This window comes from Leptolyngbya sp. PL-A3, assembly GCF_039962325.1.
GTDB lineage: Bacteria > Cyanobacteriota > Cyanobacteriia > Elainellales > Elainellaceae > Vacuolonema.
Window position 1 is genome coordinate 1 of sequence record NZ_JAMPLB010000058.1, and the last position, 18366, is coordinate 18366.

16 protein-coding genes, 2 tRNA genes and 1 pseudogene are annotated in these 18366 nt (G+C 51.8%); 15 read left to right on the forward strand and 4 right to left on the reverse strand.

Translation table 11 applies throughout. The annotated features are described in order from the left end of the window. Positions 1 to 113, reverse strand: a pseudogene (locus tag NDI52_RS27215) (photosystem II D2 protein (photosystem q(a) protein)); the annotation flags it as partial. A 503-nt stretch (positions 114 to 616) separates the two neighbouring features. Here NDI52_RS27215 and NDI52_RS27220 point away from each other — a divergent pair. From NDI52_RS27220 to NDI52_RS27245, 6 genes are all read left to right on the forward strand, one after another. Further along, entirely contained in the window at positions 617 to 892 is a 276-nt protein-coding gene (locus NDI52_RS27220; protein ID WP_190770443.1) for a hypothetical protein, read from the forward strand. A gap of 10 nt (positions 893 to 902) precedes the next feature. Continuing rightward, positions 903 to 1580: an ABC transporter ATP-binding protein gene (locus tag NDI52_RS27225; protein ID WP_190770479.1), complete on the forward strand. Its 678-nt coding sequence runs from the start codon at positions 903 to 905 to the stop codon at positions 1578 to 1580. Between the two features lie 274 nt (positions 1581 to 1854). Next, positions 1855 to 2424, forward strand: a complete 570-nt coding sequence (locus NDI52_RS27230; RefSeq protein ID WP_190770444.1) for an NYN domain-containing protein — start codon at positions 1855 to 1857, stop codon at positions 2422 to 2424. 231 nt (positions 2425 to 2655) lie between these two features. Next, positions 2656 to 2727 (forward strand) — tRNA-Asn (locus NDI52_RS27235). Between the two features lie 88 nt (positions 2728 to 2815). Then, positions 2816 to 2887: transfer RNA gene (locus NDI52_RS27240), tRNA-Asn, on the forward strand. Positions 2888 to 3069: 182 nt separating this feature from the next. Beyond that, a complete protein-coding gene (locus NDI52_RS27245) occupies positions 3070 to 4800 on the forward strand; it encodes a glycosyltransferase (RefSeq protein ID WP_190770445.1) in 1731 nt (576 codons plus the stop codon). Between the two features lie 215 nt (positions 4801 to 5015). Here the strand turns inward: NDI52_RS27245 and NDI52_RS27250 are convergent, their stop codons facing one another. The 3 genes from NDI52_RS27250 to NDI52_RS27260 all read right to left on the reverse strand — a co-directional run bounded on the left by NDI52_RS27250 (position 5016) and on the right by NDI52_RS27260 (position 9303). Continuing rightward, the gene (locus NDI52_RS27250) at positions 5016 to 5402 is read right to left on the reverse strand and encodes a VOC family protein (RefSeq protein WP_190770446.1); all 387 of its coding nucleotides are present in this window, start codon (positions 5400 to 5402) and stop codon (positions 5016 to 5018) included. Between the two features lie 590 nt (positions 5403 to 5992). Then, positions 5993 to 6823, reverse strand: coding sequence for a CAP domain-containing protein (locus NDI52_RS27255; RefSeq protein ID WP_190770447.1), 831 nt, complete (start codon positions 6821 to 6823; stop codon positions 5993 to 5995). Between the two features lie 545 nt (positions 6824 to 7368). After that, positions 7369 to 9303: a Calx-beta domain-containing protein gene (locus NDI52_RS27260; protein ID WP_190770448.1), complete on the reverse strand. Its 1935-nt coding sequence runs from the start codon at positions 9301 to 9303 to the stop codon at positions 7369 to 7371. Between the two features lie 491 nt (positions 9304 to 9794). Between NDI52_RS27260 and NDI52_RS27265 the strand changes: the two genes are divergently transcribed. The 9 genes from NDI52_RS27265 (at position 9795) to rplA (ending at position 18357) form a co-directional block, all read left to right on the forward strand. Beyond that, entirely contained in the window at positions 9795 to 10646 is an 852-nt protein-coding gene (locus NDI52_RS27265; RefSeq protein ID WP_190770449.1) for an Npun_R2479 family HD domain-containing metalloprotein, read from the forward strand. Between the two features lie 211 nt (positions 10647 to 10857). Then, a complete protein-coding gene (deoC, locus tag NDI52_RS27270) occupies positions 10858 to 11565 on the forward strand; it encodes a deoxyribose-phosphate aldolase (RefSeq protein ID WP_190770450.1) in 708 nt (235 codons plus the stop codon). 34 nt (positions 11566 to 11599) lie between these two features. Next, entirely contained in the window at positions 11600 to 12643 is a 1044-nt protein-coding gene (gene recO / locus NDI52_RS27275) for a DNA repair protein RecO (RefSeq protein WP_190770451.1), read from the forward strand. Beyond that, positions 12640 to 14220, forward strand: coding sequence for an MFS transporter (locus NDI52_RS27280; RefSeq protein ID WP_190770452.1), 1581 nt, complete (start codon positions 12640 to 12642; stop codon positions 14218 to 14220). The genes recO and NDI52_RS27280 overlap by 4 nt, the downstream gene beginning before the upstream one ends. A 367-nt stretch (positions 14221 to 14587) precedes the next feature. After that, positions 14588 to 15751: a glycosyltransferase family 4 protein gene (locus NDI52_RS27285; RefSeq protein ID WP_190770453.1), complete on the forward strand. Its 1164-nt coding sequence runs from the start codon at positions 14588 to 14590 to the stop codon at positions 15749 to 15751. 549 nt (positions 15752 to 16300) lie between these two features. Then, a complete protein-coding gene (gene secE, locus NDI52_RS27290) occupies positions 16301 to 16477 on the forward strand; it encodes a preprotein translocase subunit SecE (protein WP_242035657.1) in 177 nt (58 codons plus the stop codon). 3 nt (positions 16478 to 16480) lie between these two features. Then, entirely contained in the window at positions 16481 to 17131 is a 651-nt protein-coding gene (nusG, locus tag NDI52_RS27295) for a transcription termination/antitermination protein NusG (RefSeq protein WP_190770455.1), read from the forward strand. A gap of 7 nt (positions 17132 to 17138) precedes the next feature. Then, positions 17139 to 17564, forward strand: a complete 426-nt coding sequence (gene rplK, locus NDI52_RS27300) for a 50S ribosomal protein L11 (RefSeq protein ID WP_190770456.1) — start codon at positions 17139 to 17141, stop codon at positions 17562 to 17564. A gap of 76 nt (positions 17565 to 17640) precedes the next feature. After that, positions 17641 to 18357, forward strand: coding sequence for a 50S ribosomal protein L1 (gene rplA / locus NDI52_RS27305; RefSeq protein WP_190770457.1), 717 nt, complete (start codon positions 17641 to 17643; stop codon positions 18355 to 18357). The last annotated feature ends 9 nt before the right edge of the window (positions 18358 to 18366 follow it).

Consider the following 18366-nt stretch of genomic DNA (forward strand, 5'->3'; position numbering starts at 1 on the left):
AACAGCAGGATGCCAGACCAGCCGACGAAGACGAATCGGTCACGCTTGAGCCAGTCATCGAGGACGTCAAACCATCCCCGCTGCTCCTGCGCCCGTCCCATTGCTATGGTCATCGCGCAAATCTCCGAATTAAAAAAGTAGGTAATGGATAAGTTCGCTTCTTACAGAGCGTCGTCCTGCAAATGCAGAAGATAACGAAACCTGTAAGGAGTGTTTACTTTTCTTTACTGTTTTATCATTATACCGATCTCCCACAGGAAAGCTATATCTTAAGGAAGATCGATGAAATATTTGCTGGGTAAGCACTACAGGCTCTTTTGCCGATCTCTTCAAGAGGTTTTTCTTAACGAAATTCTCCTTCTTATGTGAGCTAACAAGTTGAGTTCGCCACATCCTAATGAGTATTTATGCGCAGCAAAAACCACTTCAAGAGACGGACAGTTTATTGAAATATCGATAGTTTTTTCCGCAAACTACAAGTATGACGGTCTGAACTTCTAAGAATCTGATAGAACTCTTCATAAAAGAAGAGAACTCAAGATTTCCCCCCGGTCTTCGAAACATTTGAGATACTGGGATCTGGATTCACGTTTTGCAGGGCTAGGTAATTAAACTCATGTTCATGATTGATGTCGTGCTGAAAAACACCCCTTCCATCCTGTCGGTGCAGCGGAAGGCTGCCGAAGATGCAGAAGCGGTTTACAAACAAATCACGGAGGCGATCGCCAACGGCAATCCTAAAGTTCTAGAACTCACCTGTGAAAAAGAAGCCAGCAAGCGGATCACAATGGTTGTAAGCGAAGTGATTGCAGTGCAAGTTTCTGACAAGGCCGGTGCCGGTAGCACCTCGGGCCGTGCCCCTGGCTTCTTTGCACTAACGGCGGGTGAGTAGTTCGTCCCCTATGACCGATTTGGCGATCGCAACCCACGACCTTTCCTTTAGCTGGTCGGATGATGCGCCCATTTTGCAATCTTGCACATTGTCTGTGCCCAAGGGCGAATTCTGGATGCTCCTGGGCACTAATGGCAGTGGAAAATCTACGCTGTTGAAATTATTGGGGGGGTTGCTCAAACCCCAGAGTGGAACTCTAGAAATTCAAAAACCCTTTGGGTTTGTCTTTCAGAATCCTGATCATCAACTAGTGATGCCCACCGTGGCAACGGATGTGGCCTTTAGCCTGGGCAGCGATGGTCTATCCACCCTGGAAGTACGGCATCGCGTGGAAGAATCCCTCGCAGCCGTCAACTTGCGGCACCTCCAGCAGCGCCCTATCTACGCTTTGAGTGGAGGGCAAAAGCAGCGCGTGGCCATTGCGGGAGCGATCGCCCGTCACTGCGAAGTCTTGCTGCTAGATGAGCCCACCGCCCTGCTCGACCCTGAAAGCCAGATCGACCTGGTGAAACAGGTACAGCGCATTGTCAGGGAACGGGGCATCACTGCTCTGTGGGTCACCCACCGATTGCAGGAGCTCGATTACTGTGATGGAGCGTTCTTACTGGACCAAGGCCGCGTCGTCGACCAAGGCGACCCCATCCGTCTTGAACAACGCATGATGGAGCTGCAGGGAAGCTTTCTGTAGTATCTGCTTGCTGTACTGCGAGATGCCCTCCATGAGGACATCTCGCAGTACAGCAAGCTTTTTCATATTCAGGAGAAGGTGCGAATTTCCTACTGAAGCCACGTCGTTAGTGCATTCGGCCAGCGTGGCTGCTCCGTTGCTGTACTGAATGCACCTGCACATCGCCAGGTATGAGAAACATCTATAGATTACAAGATGAAATATTTACATATTGCAATAAAGAAAGGGATGATGAGGTAGGTTTCGCTTCACTTAACCACACATACCTCTTCCAATGCCGCGCAAAAAGCCGCCAGCCATGTTGCTGGTCGACGGTTACAACATGATTGGGGCCTGGGCAGATCTCACCGATGTGCGCGATCGCCATGGCCTTGAAGAAGCGCGCCGCCAACTCATCGAAATTCTGATTAGTTTTAGTGCCTCCCGCGACTACACCACAGAGGTCGTTTTTGATGCCCACTATCAGATGACTCAGGGCAACCGTGAGGTCTTAAACTCCTATTTCTCCGTCTATTACACCGATTACCGCCAAACCGCCGATAGCTATATTGAGTTGATCTGCTGTCGGCTGCGATCGGCGATCCAAGCATCGCACCAACAGATTATTGTCGCCACCTCCGACCGCGCCCACCAGCAAACCGTTCAGGGCTACGGAGCTAACTGGATGTCGGCCCAACAATTGCAGACTGAAGTGGCTCTGGCCGAACGCCAATTTCGCAAACGCCACTCCCACAATCAAAAATCCTCGGGTCGCTTCCTGATGAATGGTCTCGACCCAGCGGCTCAGAAACGGTTGGTGGAGTTGCGTATGAATATAGAACGGAAAGCACCTCCCAGTCCTTGAGGGCACAATCATTTTTTGCAACAAAATCAAACCTCCTATTTTTACTCTATCAAAGCGAAAAAATAGGGGGTTTGATTTTGAACCAGCGCAAGACGACAGTAAAGCCAAGCTGTTTCTAGAAAGCTCTTACAGCAAGGCTTTTCAGATTTTCCAAAAAAATCTTTAAAAAAGAGGGCTGTAAGGGTTGTCAAGAACAACCGTTTATCGATAATATAAATTTCGCACTGGCGTTCCTCCGTAGCTCAGTGGTAGAGCGGTCGGCTGTTAACCGATTGGTCGCTGGTTCGAATCCAGCCGGGGGAGTTGAAATAAAAAAGAGGGCGGAAGCTTCCCCCTCTTTTTTATGACCAAGGCCATGCGTTTGTCGGTAATATAAAGTTTGAACGGGCATTCCTCCGTAGCTCAGTGGTAGAGCGGTCGGCTGTTAACCGATTGGTCGCTGGTTCGAATCCAGCCGGGGGAGTTGAAATAAAAAAGCGATGACAATGTCACCGCTTTTTTATTGTGCGTACTCTATGTGACAGGCTACGTAGCGTCCTGTTTCCCCGCAAACAAATTCCAATTTCCCAAACGATATGATCAGGAAATTGTTGGGTTCGTGGCCCCTGCTGTAGAAAGCGTGGCATCCCAGAAGCGAGGTAAGCTTTGAAAGCGTGGAACGAAACCACTCAAAATATTGCATTACTGGGTCTCTGGATTGCCCTGGGCCTCGGGCTACGCTTACTCAACCTGACGAGCAAGCCTGTCTGGACGGATGAATTTGCCACTATCGTCTTCAGTTTGGGTAACAGCTTTCGCACGGTGCCTCTAGACCAGGTTATCCCCATGGCGGATCTCCTCGCACCATTACAGCCAGACCCCACCGCAACCGCTCAAGATACGATTCGCCATCTGCTGACAGAGAGCAACCATCCACCGCTCTACTTTGTGCTGACCCATCAATGGTTGGAGTTATTTCCTTCTGTACAGGGGCTAGTGTCCGTGTGGGGTGTGCGATCGCTCTCCGCGATCTTCGGCACCCTTTGTATTCCTGCCTTTTTTGGCTTAGCGTGGCTTGCTTTTGGTTCACTCCGCGTAGCCCACTTGGCCGCGGTTCTGGGAGCCGTCTCACCGTTTGGCATCTATCTGGCTCAGGAGGCTCGTCACTATACCCTGGCAGGATTATGGGTAACAGCCTCGTTGGCATGCCTGGTAGCCGTTAGCCGCCAGCTGGCACACCAAAATCCACCGTCCTGGTGGGTATGTCTCGCCTGGATTGTCGTCAATGCTCTAGGGTTTGCCACACACTACTTCATGGCCTTCACGCTAGTGGCTGAGGGGCTAGTGCTGCTGGCCCTGGCGATCGCCCGATACCGCCAGGATGATCACCTCCCCCTAAAGCTCTGGAACCGTGTTGCCGTGGCTATGCTTGGCACCCTTGCCACGATGCTAGTCTGGGTTCCCGTCGTCCAAAACGTTCAGAATAGTGCCCTCACCGATTGGATTACCCCAGAGTCTCAGGGATGGTTGGATGGGTTGGCACCTCCAGGACGGATCATCGCCAGCCTCGGCGCCATGTTCTACTTGCTTCCAGTAGAAGCCCGAGAGCTTTGGGTCGCCATTCTTTCAGGAGTGGGGCTGTTGGCTTTGGTGAGTTGGTCATTCCCAAAATTTTACCGGGGGCTGCGTCGAGGGTTAAGGCAACCTGAATGGCGACTCCCTCTGATTATCCTGGGCGGAATGGTTGTGGGGGCGATCGCGATCTTCCTGGCCTCGGCCTATCTCCTCAACCTCGACCTGACCCTGGGTTTCCGCTACACCTTTGTCTACTACCCCGCCGTCATTGTGTTAGCGGCTGCTGCCCTGGCCAGCCTGGAATATCGTTCAACCTTACGACCTGCTGAGGGATTGCGTCGCTGGCAGCAGGCAAAGGCTGGGTTTATCACAACAGTTTTGGCCTGGGGTTTAGTGGGTTCTCTCCTCGTCGTCAACGACTTAGGCTTCCGCAAAACCCACCAGCCTGATGTTGTGGTGCGGTGGATGAAGGACGAGCCCGCCGATTCTACTCTTCTGGCCATGGCCCATCGCACTCATAGCCAAACCGGGCGGATGATGGGCGTTGCCCTGGAATGGCGAAAGCAAATACCCGATGTCCCTGAACCAGAAATTTTGCTGGCGTCCCACACGGCTGATAATCCCAATCAGGCTATCCTGACGCTGCAAGAAACCTTACAAACCCATGTACGCCCCTTTGACCTGTGGCTAGTTAATTTTGCCCCCGTCTCCGATCAACAATTGCGGGATGTTTTGAAGGACGAGCAGTGTGCCGTTGACACGAAGCGCCGCCGAACCGAGGGATATAGCTTCCGTCGTTATAACTGCCAACCTCGCACTTAAATCAACTTCAGTTTGAGGCAAAGACAAATTCGAGAAGGGCATCATGCATTACCCTTCTCGAATTTGTTCACTTTCAGCTGATACCAACTACAGTTCGTAACCTCAGTTCGGGATAAGCTGCAGTGCTCATTTTGGCGTGCGCAAAGCGCACACCAAAATGAGCATTTTCAAGTGCCGCGCGTTGCGCGGCACTTGAAAATGCCCTTAACCTGAACTCAGGTTTCGTAGAGTTCCAGGGGGAGATTATCAGGATCTTTGAAGAAGGTGAACCGTTTTCCTGTCAGTTCATCAAGGCGGATGGGTTCTACTTCAACGCCTTGAGAAGTCAGGTCGGCGATCGCTTCGTCTAAACTTTCAACGGCAAATGCCAGGTGACGTAAACCACAGGCTTCCGGATACTGAGGACGCGCCGGGGGATCCGGGAAGGAAAACAGTTCAATTTGTGCCTGATCATTAACGCGCAAATCAAGTTTGTAGGATTGGCGCTCAGCTCGGTAGGTTTCCTGAATGATAGGAAATCCTAAGACCTTTCCATAAAAGTGTTTAGAGCGTTCATAATCCGAGCAAATAATAGCAATGTGATGAATTCCAGCAGGTTTCATAACGATGGGTTCGGTAACGTCCAGAGTTGCAGTAAGCCGTGAATCAACTGGAAAGATGAGCTCAATACTTACTCAGATCAACGATGCAATGACACTTCAAGCCATGCTTTCAACCAACTGCCTGAGCTTATGCATCGCAGATATTGACATCTCGATGATCTAAACATGTCTCAGTATCAATACCTTCACCATTTTTCCAGCAATTCTCAGTATGGGCATCAAAGCTAAGAGTTCGCGCCCGTAGGGCGTGAACTCTTAGCTTTGATGCCCGAAAACCGCGCGCCAAAGGTGCGCGGTTTTCGGGTCTGATTTCAAAACGAGAATTGCTACTATTTTTCTCAAGGCCTTGATTTTGTGTGTGCGTCGCGTATACAAAATCAAGGCCTTGAGAAAAATGGCGAGAATGTTGAGTATTGATGGGAGTTGTATCATCCCCCAAGTGCAAAATTGTTCCAGGCTTGAGCGTCTTCCTCCACTCAATAGCTTCTGATGTCCTCACTAACCGGACCAAGGCTATACACATAAAGCAGGGGGAGGATAGGCTTGCTCCCATCCTCCCCTTGTACAAGCCGCGAGCTCTCGGTTAGCCGTTAGCGCTCACTGCCCTCAATGAAATCGCTGGCATAGGTCATGCTGCACATCGTTCCATAAACAGTGTGCTCACCACAGGAAATGCCGGTATAGCGGTAATTTTGCCGCAGAATTGCCTGACGATGGCCTCGGTTAGAAACTCCATCATCGACGATCCATTGCATGACATGCCAGCGGGCTACATTAATGGGGCTATAGCTGAGATTTTCTCCAGCCTGGCTTCCTGGCGCGGCTTCCCAGGAACCGTAACGATTCAGTCGATCAAAAGGGGTGCTGCCATCACTGCCGTAGTGGCCATCGGCTCCGAGCGACCCCAAATCCCTGACATGGTCCCGAGCAGCATGAGACATCCCTGGGGATGGAGTTAACACAGGCAGGGGAGCCGTATCGCGGAGGGCGGCGATCGCTTCGTCCACGGCCGCCACGCCTTCTACCGTCTCGATAGGTGGCAAACCAGGCAACCGCAGCAAGTTGCCATCAAAGTATGACCTCAAGTTTTCCAGTTCATCGGCGTAACGGGAGGGTTCAGCTCGAAGACGATTAGTTTCCGCTACGATCTCGCGTTCCACTGTTGAGAGGTAATTAACCGTAGATACGGCCGTAAAGTACTCAGTAGTTGCCAGCGGAGGAATGCGCGTTGGGAGCGCTGGTTCCATAGAGGAACCTTGAGAGACCTGTTGCACGGCACGAGTCGTAGGCGTAACCAGAACAAGATTGGCAAACTTTGGCTCCGTTGGGGCAGCCTCAGCATTAGCCGTTATACCAACAGACGCAAGAACTCCCATCCCTGCTAGCAGCAGAGCGGACGCCCAGGATTTGGAATATGACATATCGGAATAGGGGAGAGCCTTACCGATTAGGTTGGTGAGCGGCTCAAATGAGGGCGATCGCCAACCCAATCGGAAGGAATTTTCTGTTTAGTCAATTGGGCAAACTCTCATAGGAGAAGGCACAAAAACCACCAGGCCTATGAAAGTTCGTTGACTGTATGAAAATTGTATGGCGAATCAGGGAGAGGCTAAATCCCTAAAACCTTGAAATTGCAAGACTTTGCAAAGACTTCTTACTTAGAAAAAGAATTCATGTTTCCACGGGTTGAACCGGACTTTTTCTCCCGATGGTTGAGTTCGTTGGTCATATTTAAAGCGTGTGAATGGGATGTGGTGAAAGGGGCACTTCGTGCCTCTTTCACCACATCCCATCCATACATCTATAGCCATGTGCAAGTGCGTTAAGTACAACAACGGTGGTGTGGGGCACTTCGTGCCCCACACCACCGTACTTAATCAACGTTCTAGACGTGTGGTTGTTGTGAGAGGGTGTCCAGCATCTCTTTCACAACAACCAACCACCTATTTGCAACATGCTCAGTTAGTCAAACAAAGTAGCGGGCCACGGCAAGCGCTCCCAGGGTTGAGTCACCCGACTGAAAGCGCATGCCTGTCACCTCAACCACAAAGTCCCCCGAGGCAGCAAAGGTTGCCTGAGTGTTATTGACTGCCAAAAACTGCCGTCCCTGCCAGGCAAAGAATACGCCCTCACTTGCCCGTAGCCCCTGGATTCCACCCTGGCGCGCATTCTTATCCCGATAAGCAGCCTGAGCAGCAGCAGCCAAAGTTGCCGTTCGTTGCAGGCCTGCGTTAAAAAGGCCAACCGGACGGTTACTTGTCGCAGGATTGCCGTCATAGTCGAGACGAATGCGATCGCCCCCTGCCGCATTGAAATCCATAATTCGATCCATCGGGGCCAAGCGGGAGTTAGCCAAGGCTAATGCCTGACCAGCTCCCTGGTATTCAAATACATCGCGCCCTGTGCCCCCAGAAAGGCGATCGCCCCCTGTGCCCCCATTCAGCGTATCGTTACCTGCCGCACCCGAAAGTGTGTCGTTACTTGCAAAACCCAGCAGTAAATCGGCTCCTGTCGTCCCAACTAAGGTATTTGCCGCCGCATTTCCTCGAAAGATTGAATAGGGATCATTATCAGTCAGCGTCACCGTTGCCGAATTGACGGAGCCAATCGTATAGCCACTGTCAGCAACCAACGATAGCTGTACCGTTTCCGTAGCCTCAGCCAGGCTGTCATCCACTGCAGTAATCGGCAGATCCGCGTAAGTCGCTCCGGCAGCCATCACAATGGCTCCGCTCAGGCTGGTATAGTCTGCGGTCGGGGTTGCTTGCCCGGTTCCTGCCGCAATGGAATAGTAGAGGGTTAGAGCCGTGCTGGTATCCCCTGTGCGGGTAAAACGGAAGCGACCGGGATTACTGCCAGCTTCAGAGGCAGTAGCATCAATCGCTTGAAGCGTAACGACCGGCAGAGCGGGTGGACCATCATTATCTAACAGTGTGATAGTTGCCTGGGTTGAGGACGCCAAATCATAGTTCGTCCCGTCCACCAGGGTGAGAATAAGCGTTTCATCCCCTTCTACGAGGCTGTCATCCAAAGCTGTAATGTCAAGGATCGTGCTGGTTGCGTTAGGGGCGATCGCCACCGTTCCCGTCAACATTGGCCCATAATCTTCACCGGATGCCGATCCACTGATCAGATACTGCACAACTAATTCTTGACTGAGATCGCTGCCAGTGCGGCTGATTTGGAACTGGCCTGGGGAGCCGCTGCCTTCGGTGAGAGTAGAGGTGAGGGGGGCGATCGCCACAATCGGCGTCAAAGAGGGCCGCGTAGCCGTGACGCGAATATCATCAATTCCAATCCACTCATCACTCCCACTCGCATTGGCCGTCATGATGCGAATTTGAAGCCGCTCCTTGTTTTCAGCAGCACCAGGAAGCGCCACACTAACGTTGGTGACAAGAGTAGCCGTATCAGGGCCACCACTGGCATCGGCCACGTACCCTGCTGGTAAGTTCATAAACTCGCCTGCATCCCCAATGCGGTACTGCAAAGCGACGGGCTGAATCGAGTTGTTAGGAGAACTGTCTAAATCTCGTAGGCGGTATGAAAGCTGAATGTTGGTGACACCCGTTGTATCAAGGTAGAGAACAATATGCGGAGCATCCGCTGTGCCCGAACCATTTAGAGCAACGGTAGGATCATCAACCAATTCAAATTCTGCGACCCCACCTACTGTCAGGAATCCAGGAGCAATCTCGTTGGCATTGACATCTATGGGGGTACCACTGCCATCTAAAAGAATCAGTTGCGGGCTAGCCCCAATACTGCCAGTCAAGCCATCGCCTCGAAACCCTTGAATGCTGGGAACACCACTCCAGTTATCAGCCTCCACAATTTGCCCTGTGTTGCTCCAATCTTGGAAAAAGTCAGCCGTTGCAATACGAAAATAGTCAGCCGTCATGGTGGGCGTTCCCAGGTGAATGAATCGGTAATGAATACGTAAGTTGAGTTGTTTTCTTCCAGTTCTTTCCGAAAACAGCCGCGATTCTACGCATCCCGTCTCATTCTTGGCCTGACAGAATTTGTTCCCATCAGGGAAAGTTAGGGATTTACAGGAAATTTATGGGAGCTCAGGTGTTTTTGAAGGGAACACTGTGAGTAGATTTTCTGAATGCATTAATTTTTCCTTCGAACGCACAGAGGTTTCCCGCCCAAATCAAGGCGTAGACTCACGTTCACTGCTTCCAGGGAAATCGTGTCACCCCTCTCAATCCAGTCTTTAAGGGCTTATGCTAAAAGAGGTTTCCTGAGTAGGTTAAGGTGTGATAGCAATCACTCCATATCCCAGGGGTTTCGTCACCGATCCAGAATGAAAACTAAGCTACGTTAACCCTAGAGAATCTTCCGCTATTCTTTAGCAAACCCTTCAATAACATTAGGCTGGGTTTCCAGATGTTTAACGCTACAGAACTCCTGATTTCCGACTTCGTGACCAAGCTCAAGGAGGGATACCGCCATACCTATGGGGGCTTAAAGTCTGACTATGAGGACATTATTGGTTGGGTTGGCGCAATGGCGCTAGAAAACATCGCCAACAGTGATGCCCTCTACCATAACGTCGAGCACACCATTCTCGTTACCCTCGTTGGTCAGGAAATCTTACGGGGTAAGCATATCCGAGAAGGGGGGGTGTCCTGCGAAGACTGGCTCCACTTTATCGTTTCCCTGGTTTGCCATGATATTGGTTACGTCAAGGGCGTTTGTCGTGAAGACCGGGATGGTTATTACGCTACAGGCCAGAGCGAGCACAGAGTAAGCCTGCCAGCAGGGGCCTCTGATGCCAGCCTGACTCCCTATCACGTCGATCGCGCCAAGCTGTTTGTAGACGAGCGGTTTGGTAGCAACCGTCTGATCGACGCTGACATCGTGAAAAAGAATATTGAGTTGACTCGCTTCCCTGTCCCGAGCGATGAGGATCACCAGGACACAATGAATTATCCTGGGCTAGTGCGGGCCGCCGACCTCATCGGTCAGCTCAGTGACCCCCGCTACCTCAAGAAGATTGGCGCACTCTACTACGAATTCGAAGAAACTGGAGTGAACCAGCATTTGGGGTACAGCCACCCCGGTGACCTGCGGAAAAACTACCCCACCTTCTACTGGAAAGGAGTTTTCCCCTATGTGAAGGATGGTCTCCGGTACCTCGCACTAACTCAGCAGGGACAGCAGATCATTGCCAACCTGTACTCCAACGTTTTTGTCGTCGAGCATGATGATGTCGCCCTGCCTATGGTGCAGGTCTAATCTCGCCCCTTGACCCCCAAAGCTAGAAACCGCATTTATCGACAGCACTGTCGGTAAATGCGGTTTCTAGCTTTGGGACCTTGTCCTATTGGTGGAGGCGCAAAACATCTGATTAATATAGCTTTTCAATCTGCTTTCAGGTTGTCAATTCGGAAGCCCTTGTGGAAGCATGGAAAGAGTGACTCCCTTGCCCTCCGGATAGAAGCAACCCATGGCTAAACCGTATGTCGATCTCGATCTGGCAGGCTTGATCGATCATTCCTTTCTCCTCCAAACCGCTACACCGGAGCAAATCGCCAAAATTTGTGAGGAAGCCGATCGCTTTCGGTTTGCGGCTGTCTGCGTCTTACCGACTTATGTGCGTCAGGCTGTAGATTTGCTCAAAAATAAATCTCCAAACGTCTGTACCGTTATTGGCTTTCCCACGGGGGCCAATACCTCAGCCGTAAAGCTCTACGAAGCCCAGGAAGCGGCTGAGAGCGGTGCAACCGAGCTAGATGTCGTACTAAACCTGGGTTTGTTAAAAACGGGGCAATCCGAAGCTGTTTACAAAGAATTGGCCGAAATTAAAGCCGAAACCGGACAGGTGATGAAAGTCATCCTTGAAACTGGTCTGCTGACGGATGCAGAAAAGAAGCTGGCAGCGGAAATTAGTATGGATGCCGGAGCTGATTTCGTCAAAACCAGCACAGGTTGGCTTGGTGGCGCAACAGTAGCCGATGTGCGTTTGCTAAAAGAAGTGACGCGCGATCGCATCGGCATCAAAGCTTCCGGAGGTATCCGTACGGTGGAGCAGGCCCTCGACCTGGTCATGGCAGGCGCCACCCGGTTGGGAACCTCTCAGGGAGTACAACTGATCAACCAATTGGAAGGGCTCGATCTAAGCCAAGTGGAGGAGGAGACGCTGCAAGAATACTAGTCAGCTCTCAACTCCCCATTTACGGAGCAGGTACATGCCAGGAACCTATAAGGCAACAGGAATCAATTTGAAGGGAGTACCGATGGGGGAGAGCGATCGCCTCCTGACCATACTCACCCGTGAGTACGGCCTGCTCCGAGCCGTCGCGCCCGGTTCTCGCAAACATGAGTCAGGGTTACGCGGGCGTAGTGGGTTGTTTGTGGTCAACGATCTCTTCCTGGCGAAGGGGCGAGGGCTCGACAAAATTATTCAGGCCGACAGTTTGGAATCCTTTCCAAAACTAAGCCTGGACCTACGGAAGCTAACTGCTGCTCAATATTTAGCAGAACTTGCCCTCTATCAGGCTCTCAGTGAGCAACCCCAGCACGACTTATTCGACACTCTGCAGGCTAGTTTGAGCCAGCTTGAACAAGCGGATGGTGAAGACATTCTTCCGTTGCTCGTGCAAGGTATTATGCAGATGATACGGTTAGCCGGGGTCGCCCCTGAGGTCGAACTCTGCTCAGTGACGCGCAAGCCCATTGCGGAAGGCAACACTCAGGCTCGCTGGCAGGCTGGGTTTCACCCCGCCGCAGGGGGTTTGGTGCAACTTTCAGTGTTTGACAAAATCACTCACCGGGAACGATACGCTCCCACAGGAGATGATCCGGCTTTCCCTGATGTTGTGCCATTCGCTAACAATAGAAACAGCACCCGTGAGGGAGAAGCAGGAAGTACGTCCCCGGAACCAAAACCAAGTGCCTTTCAAACCCAGTCTGCTCCCACCCCTGAACGTCGTGATGTTCAAGAAGGAACCCTCGTGCGACAGTCTCGAGGCTCCTACCGCTCTCGGGCTCCTGTTGCCGGAACCCGTCTGACCGCTAATGAGTTGGCCTTACTTCGTCAACTTGGGCGATCGCCCCAAACCGGGTCAGAGGAGCCCTTTGTGGCTTCCGCCTACCCGTCTGAAACATGGCTTGCTATGGAGCGAGCTCTGCGCTACTACGCGCAGTACCACCTTGAACGCACCATTCAATCAGCCAGCCTGATGGACTCGTGCTTTGCTCCGTTACCGTCTACGGTTTTGCCCCACGCATGATGCAACGGTTTAACTCTGATTTAGACATCTCCTACAAAGCGTCCAAAATGGGCGAGGAAGAGGTTTGCGAACTCGCAAATCTAGACGATAACGGGGTCAGCGCACGTTCTGCTGCGCCACCCCAATCGGATCATCACTTGGATGGGACCGAAGAGGACGTTAGTGGCTCCGATACTCAGTCCACAGAAACTGGGTCACAAAATGGGCACACGGCCGCTTCCAACCCAGAATCCCCTACAACTAGCCAACCGGTTGGAATATCGCCCCCTACTGAAGCAGAAGCTGAGGTTGCCATTGAACGGGGTTTCTGGCCTGTACTCCGGAATACAAACTTCCTGTCGCTCTGGAGTGGACAAGTTTTTTCTCAGTTAGCCGACAAAGTCTACCTGGTGCTGATGATTATGATCATCACCACTCAGATTCAGAGCACAGGGCAAACGGTGAGTGGGTGGGTGTCCTCTATCATGGTGGCGTTCACCATTCCAGCGGTGCTCTTTGGCTCAGTCGCCGGGGTTTTTGTCGATTACTGGCCTAAAAAAGGGGTTCTGGTTCTGACCAATCTGCTGCGTGGGGTGCTGGTACTCCTACTTCCGCTGTTGCTGGGCGTTGCTGGGGTAGGGTCGATCGCCGGAGTTCCCATAGATTTTGGCGTCCTGCTGGCAGTCACATTCCTGGTTTCAACCCTGACTCAGTTCTTCTCCCCCGCAGAACAGGCCATTATTCCTCTACTGGTCGAGCGACGTCATCTCCTCTCTGCCAATTCCCTCTACACCACAACAATGATGGCCTCGGTGATCATTGGCTTTGCTGTCGGTGAACCGTTGCTGGGTCTGGCCGATCGCGTCATCGCCCCGTCTATTGGTGCTGGCAACTTAGGGAAAGAGTTGCTGGTAGGTGGCAGCTATGTCATCGCCGCTGTACTGCTGTTGTTGATTCGGCCCCATGAGCCGAGCGATCGCCCGCACCGAGAGCAACCTCCTGTCTGGCAAGAAATCCGTGATGGTGTGCGCTATCTCAACAGCCAGCCTCGCGTTCGGGCAGCCTTACTACAACTGGTGATGCTCTTCTCCATCTTCGCAGCCTTAGCGGTACTGGCCGTTCGGATGGCTGAGGTCATGCCAACACTGGCCTCCTCTCAATTTGGCTTCCTGCTAGCTGCCGGTGGCATCGGTATGGGTCTTGGGGCACTGTTGGTCGGGCATATTGGGCACGATTTCTCCCGAGAACGGCTCAGCTTCTATGGCGCCATTGGCTTGGGTGCTTCTCTAGCAGTCCTCTCCTTGTTTACCCAGCAACTTGTTCCAGCTTTGTTAACCCTGGTCTGCTTAGGTGCCAGTGCTGCCGCCGTTGGTGTCCCCCTACAAACAACCATTCAGGAACAAACCCCTGAAGATATGCGAGGAAAGGTGTTTGGCTTGCAAAACAATGCCGTCAATATTGCCCTGAGCTTACCTTTAGCCCTGGCAGGCATAGCTGAAACCTTCTTGGGACTGCGGGTTGTGTTTCTGGCCCTGGCAGGATTGGCGATCGCCAGCGGCCTATTCACCTTTAGCCTCTCTCGCAAGAGCTCACCCTAAGCAACCTGAGTCCGGGTTAAGGGCTTTTTCGAGGGGCGTGCGAAGTGCACCCCTCGAAAAAGCCCTTTTTGGTGTGCGCTTTGGGCATACCAAAAAGGTCACTTGGGCTTATCCCCACCCAAGGTTAAGTAAACAAACGTGTGTAAGGCTATACGTATTTTGGATAGGTGGGCGATCGCACTAGGACGCTTGTTGAAGACCTTGATTTTGCATGGATACAGCGTGCGAAAAATCAAGGTTTTCCAAAAACTGTCCCGTCCGTTGGTATCAAAAACGATTAAACAATGATTAACTTGTAACAAGATAAGCATTTTGCTTTGTATCGAACGATAAAAGCTCCCTTCAGATCGTTGATCCGTATCAGTTAATGCATATAGCCTGGCTCGGAAAAAAGTCGCCCTTTTGCGGCAATGTTACCTACAGTCGTGAAGTTACAAATGCTCTGTTAGGGCGAGGCCACCGGGTCAGTTTTTTTCACTTCGCCCAGGAAAGCCCTGGTAACACCCCGGCCCATGAGGGTGAAGAGGTTTCCCTCCCCTGCCTATTTCACTCGCAGATTTATACCATTCCATCACCCCGCTCCAGCAAAATTCTGACCCAAGCATTGGAACGGCTCAAGCCCGATGTAGTTCACGCCTCATTGACACTCTCCCCACTCGACTTTGTCCTTCCAGAAATCTGCGAGGAGCTGGGCATACCACTCATTGCGACCTTCCATCCACCTTTCGACCATCGGGTTCGCAATCTCACCTCAGGTACCCAGCACCTCACCTATCAGGTTTATGCTCCTTGTCTGGCCAACTACCAGAGAGTCATTGTCTTTTCCAATCTGCAAAAGGAGCTGCTGATCCGTCTAGGGGTTCCTGCTGACGTAGTTGCGGTCATTCCCAACGGGGTGGATGCCGATAAGTATTGTGCTGGCTTCTCCACCATCAAATCTGACCTGAAGGCCGATCGCCTCTTCCTCTATCAGGGAAGGGTTGCTCCCGAGAAGAACGTCGAATCTCTGCTCAAGGCCTGGAAGCGAGCCAAAATGAAGCCGGGTAGTAAGTTGGCGATCGTCGGCAGCGGCCCCCTGGCTGCAACACTTATGCCCTTCTACGGTCCAGAACAAGGAGTTCACTGGTTGGGGTTCGTTGCAGAAGAACAACGGCGCATTGAATTGTTGAGAGGGGCTGACGTCTTCATCTTGCCCTCATTAGTAGAAGGGCTTTCGCTCTCCCTGTTAGAAGCTATGTCCTGTGGCGTCGCTTGCTTAGCCACTGATGCCGGGGCAGACGGTGAAGTGCTCGAAAATGGGGCCGGAGTTGTACTCGGTACCCAACGGGTCTCTACGCAGCTCCAAACTCTATTACCTCTCTTCCAAGATCACCCCGAACTGTCAGCCATGCTGGGATTGAAAGCGCGACAGCGCGTATTAGAACGCTACACGCTCAGCCGAAACATTACTCACCTGGAGAGCTTGTACCACGAGGTTTTAGACGAGCAGCGCTCAAAGCCTGCTTTGCTCCCTTCAATTATCTCTCAGTAAGATCTCTCGTTGTCACTAGTAGGCTACTGCGGCCTAAGTTCGCGACTTATGTTTTTGTGTGGGGTGCTTCGCACTCCACACAAAAACATAAGTGATGGATTTCCGCCTCAGCGTACTAGTAGCCCATCACATCTTACCTGGCACCCTTGGCACCTTGTGAAGTGCTAGATTGCTGCCTCCACAAGGAGCAGCAGTTTAGTAAAACTGAGGTTTTCTAGGGTTCAATCGAAGCTGCCCTATAAACGTTACAGGGTGTTATGATGGGAAAGCGCCATTTTTGCCCGTATATTACGTGGAATTTTTAGAGTTAGATCTCTAACACTGATAAATTTCACAGGGGCTGTCCGAATCTTCTTCACGCCAATTGCTCCCAGGAGCATCATGGCATAAGTGATTGAGCAGCTTCAGGCTATGCCTGAACGAGTTGGCGTCTTGGTACCCTCCGACACCCAGATTTAAGGGGGCTTTAAGGTCGTGGCTGAAAAAGAAGAAACCAAGACAAAAGAGACAAAAGCAGCTAGCACAAAAGCATCAGAAGAAGGCTCTGGGCTGAACGCCTCAGAGTTTATGGCAGGTGCTCGGGAAGAGTTAGGCAAAATTGTCTGGCCATCCCGGCAGCAGCTAATCAGTGAATCAGTTGCCGTTTTGCTGATGGTTATTGTCTCTGCCACCCTGATTTACCTGGTCGATAACCTGTTTTCATGGGCCTCCCATCAGGTGTTTTAACCTATGTATGTGTCAGACGACTCCGACAACGAGAATGTGTTAACCCAGCCGAGCGGCGAGTTAACTGAGAGCGACATTGCCGCTCTCCACAAGTCCGCTCGTTGGTATGCTGTGCAGGTCGCTTCGGGCTGTGAGAACCGGGTCAAGCTCAACCTGGAACAACGGATCAAGACACTTGATGTGTCTGACCGCATCATCCAGATTGAGATCCCCCAAACTCCTATCCTGAAACCTCAAAAGGGCAACAAGCCGAAGGAAGGCGCTGAGAAGGTGTTCCCCGGCTATGTGCTGGTGCGTATGGTGATGGACGATGATGCTTGGCAAATCGTCAAAAATACACCCAACGTCATCAACTTTGTAGGTGCAGAACAGAAGCGTCGCTATGGCCGGGGGCGCGGGCACGTAAAGCCCATGCCGCTGTCAAACGCGGAAGTTGAGCGCATCTTCAAGCGGACACAGGAACAGAAGTCGGTCGTGAAAATCGACATGGCGGCTGGGGACAAAATCATGGTGTTGTCCGGTCCGTTTAAAGACTTCGAAGGTGAGGTCATTGAGGTCAGCCCTGAGCGCAGCAAGCTGAAAGCTCTGCTGTCAATCTTTGGCCGCGACACGCCGGTGGAGTTGGAATTCAATCAAGTTCAAAAGCAGAGCTAGTTCATCAATGGCAAAAAAAGTTGTAGCGGTTATCAAATTGGCTCTTGATGCCGGCAAGGCCAACCCTGCTCCACCCGTGGGTCCCGCCCTGGGTCAGCACGGGGTGAACATCATGGCGTTTTGCAAAGAATACAATGCAAAAACGTCTGATCAGCCTGGCATGGTTATTCCTGTTGAAATTTCGGTCTATGAAGATCGCAGCTTCACGTTTGTTCTGAAGACACCTCCCGCTTCCGTTTTGATTCGGAAAGCTGCTGGAGTTGATCGGGGTTCTGGTGAACCGAACAAGAAGAAAGTGGGTTCGATCAGCGAAGCTCAGTTGCGTGAAATCGCTGAGAAGAAGCTGCCTGACCTGAACGCTAATGATGTCGATGCGGCGATGAAAATCGTGGAAGGTACAGCCCGTAACATGGGTATTACCGTTAAGCGATAAGATTCCGCTCAATTTAGAATTTGTCAACCATGTTGGGGGAGAAGAAATTCTTCGCTAACACCCCGAAGGAGTAAAAATGGTAAAACGTTTGTCACGACGCTTGCAGGCGTTGGTAGAGAAAGTTGAGGATCGGGCTTACGAGCCGTTGGAAGCGCTGAATCTGGTTAAGGAAACAGCGACGGCTAAGTTCCCCGAATCTGTCGAAGCTCATATTCGCTTAGGTATCGACCCCAAGTACACCGACCAGCAGTTGCGTACTACGGTTGTGCTGCCCAAGGGCACTGGCCAGGATAAGCGCGTTGCGGTTATCGCCCGAGGCGAAAAAGTAACCGAAGCGAACAACAATGGTGCGGATCGTGCCGGTTCTGAAGAACTGATCGATGAAATCCAGAAGGGTATGCTGGACTTCGACGTTCTGATCGCGACCCCGGACATGATGCCCCAGGTTGCGAAGTTAGGTCGTCTCCTCGGCCCCCGGGGCTTGATGCCGTCCCCCAAAGGTGGTACGGTAACTTTTGATCTGGGTCAGGCGATCGCCGAATTCAAAGCGGGTAAACTAGAATTCCGTGCGGATCGTACTGGTATTGTCCACGTTATGTTTGGCAAAGCAACCTTCCCCACCGAAGATTTGCTGGCTAACCTGAAGGCGCTGCAAGAGACCATCGACCGGAACCGTCCCACTGGCGCAAAAGGTCGTTACTGGCGATCCATCTTCGTTTCCGCTACCATGGGGCCATCCATCGAAGTGGACGTCAACGCTCTGCGTGACCTGAAGGCAGATGCTGCCGCCTAATTTGTAAGT

Excerpts from the sequence above, each read along its gene's own strand:
- NDI52_RS27220 (WP_190770443.1), top strand. The coding sequence starts at position 617 with ATGTTCATGATTGATGTCGTGCTGAAAAACACCCCTTCCATCCTGTCG.
- NDI52_RS27225 (WP_190770479.1), top strand. The coding sequence starts at position 903 with ATGACCGATTTGGCGATCGCAACCCACGACCTTTCCTTTAGCTGGTCG.
- NDI52_RS27230 (WP_190770444.1), top strand. The coding sequence starts at position 1,855 with ATGCCGCGCAAAAAGCCGCCAGCCATGTTGCTGGTCGACGGTTACAAC.
- NDI52_RS27250 (WP_190770446.1), bottom strand. The coding sequence starts at position 5,402 with ATGAAACCTGCTGGAATTCATCACATTGCTATTATTTGCTCGGATTAT.
- NDI52_RS27255 (WP_190770447.1), bottom strand. The coding sequence starts at position 6,823 with ATGTCATATTCCAAATCCTGGGCGTCCGCTCTGCTGCTAGCAGGGATG.
- NDI52_RS27260 (WP_190770448.1), bottom strand. The coding sequence starts at position 9,303 with ATGACGGCTGACTATTTTCGTATTGCAACGGCTGACTTTTTCCAAGAT.
- NDI52_RS27265 (WP_190770449.1), top strand. The coding sequence starts at position 9,795 with ATGTTTAACGCTACAGAACTCCTGATTTCCGACTTCGTGACCAAGCTC.
- deoC (WP_190770450.1), top strand. The coding sequence starts at position 10,858 with ATGGCTAAACCGTATGTCGATCTCGATCTGGCAGGCTTGATCGATCAT.
- recO (WP_190770451.1), top strand. The coding sequence starts at position 11,600 with ATGCCAGGAACCTATAAGGCAACAGGAATCAATTTGAAGGGAGTACCG.
- NDI52_RS27280 (WP_190770452.1), top strand. The coding sequence starts at position 12,640 with ATGATGCAACGGTTTAACTCTGATTTAGACATCTCCTACAAAGCGTCC.
- NDI52_RS27285 (WP_190770453.1), top strand. The coding sequence starts at position 14,588 with ATGCATATAGCCTGGCTCGGAAAAAAGTCGCCCTTTTGCGGCAATGTT.
- nusG (WP_190770455.1), top strand. The coding sequence starts at position 16,481 with ATGTATGTGTCAGACGACTCCGACAACGAGAATGTGTTAACCCAGCCG.
- rplK (WP_190770456.1), top strand. The coding sequence starts at position 17,139 with ATGGCAAAAAAAGTTGTAGCGGTTATCAAATTGGCTCTTGATGCCGGC.
- rplA (WP_190770457.1), top strand. The coding sequence starts at position 17,641 with ATGGTAAAACGTTTGTCACGACGCTTGCAGGCGTTGGTAGAGAAAGTT.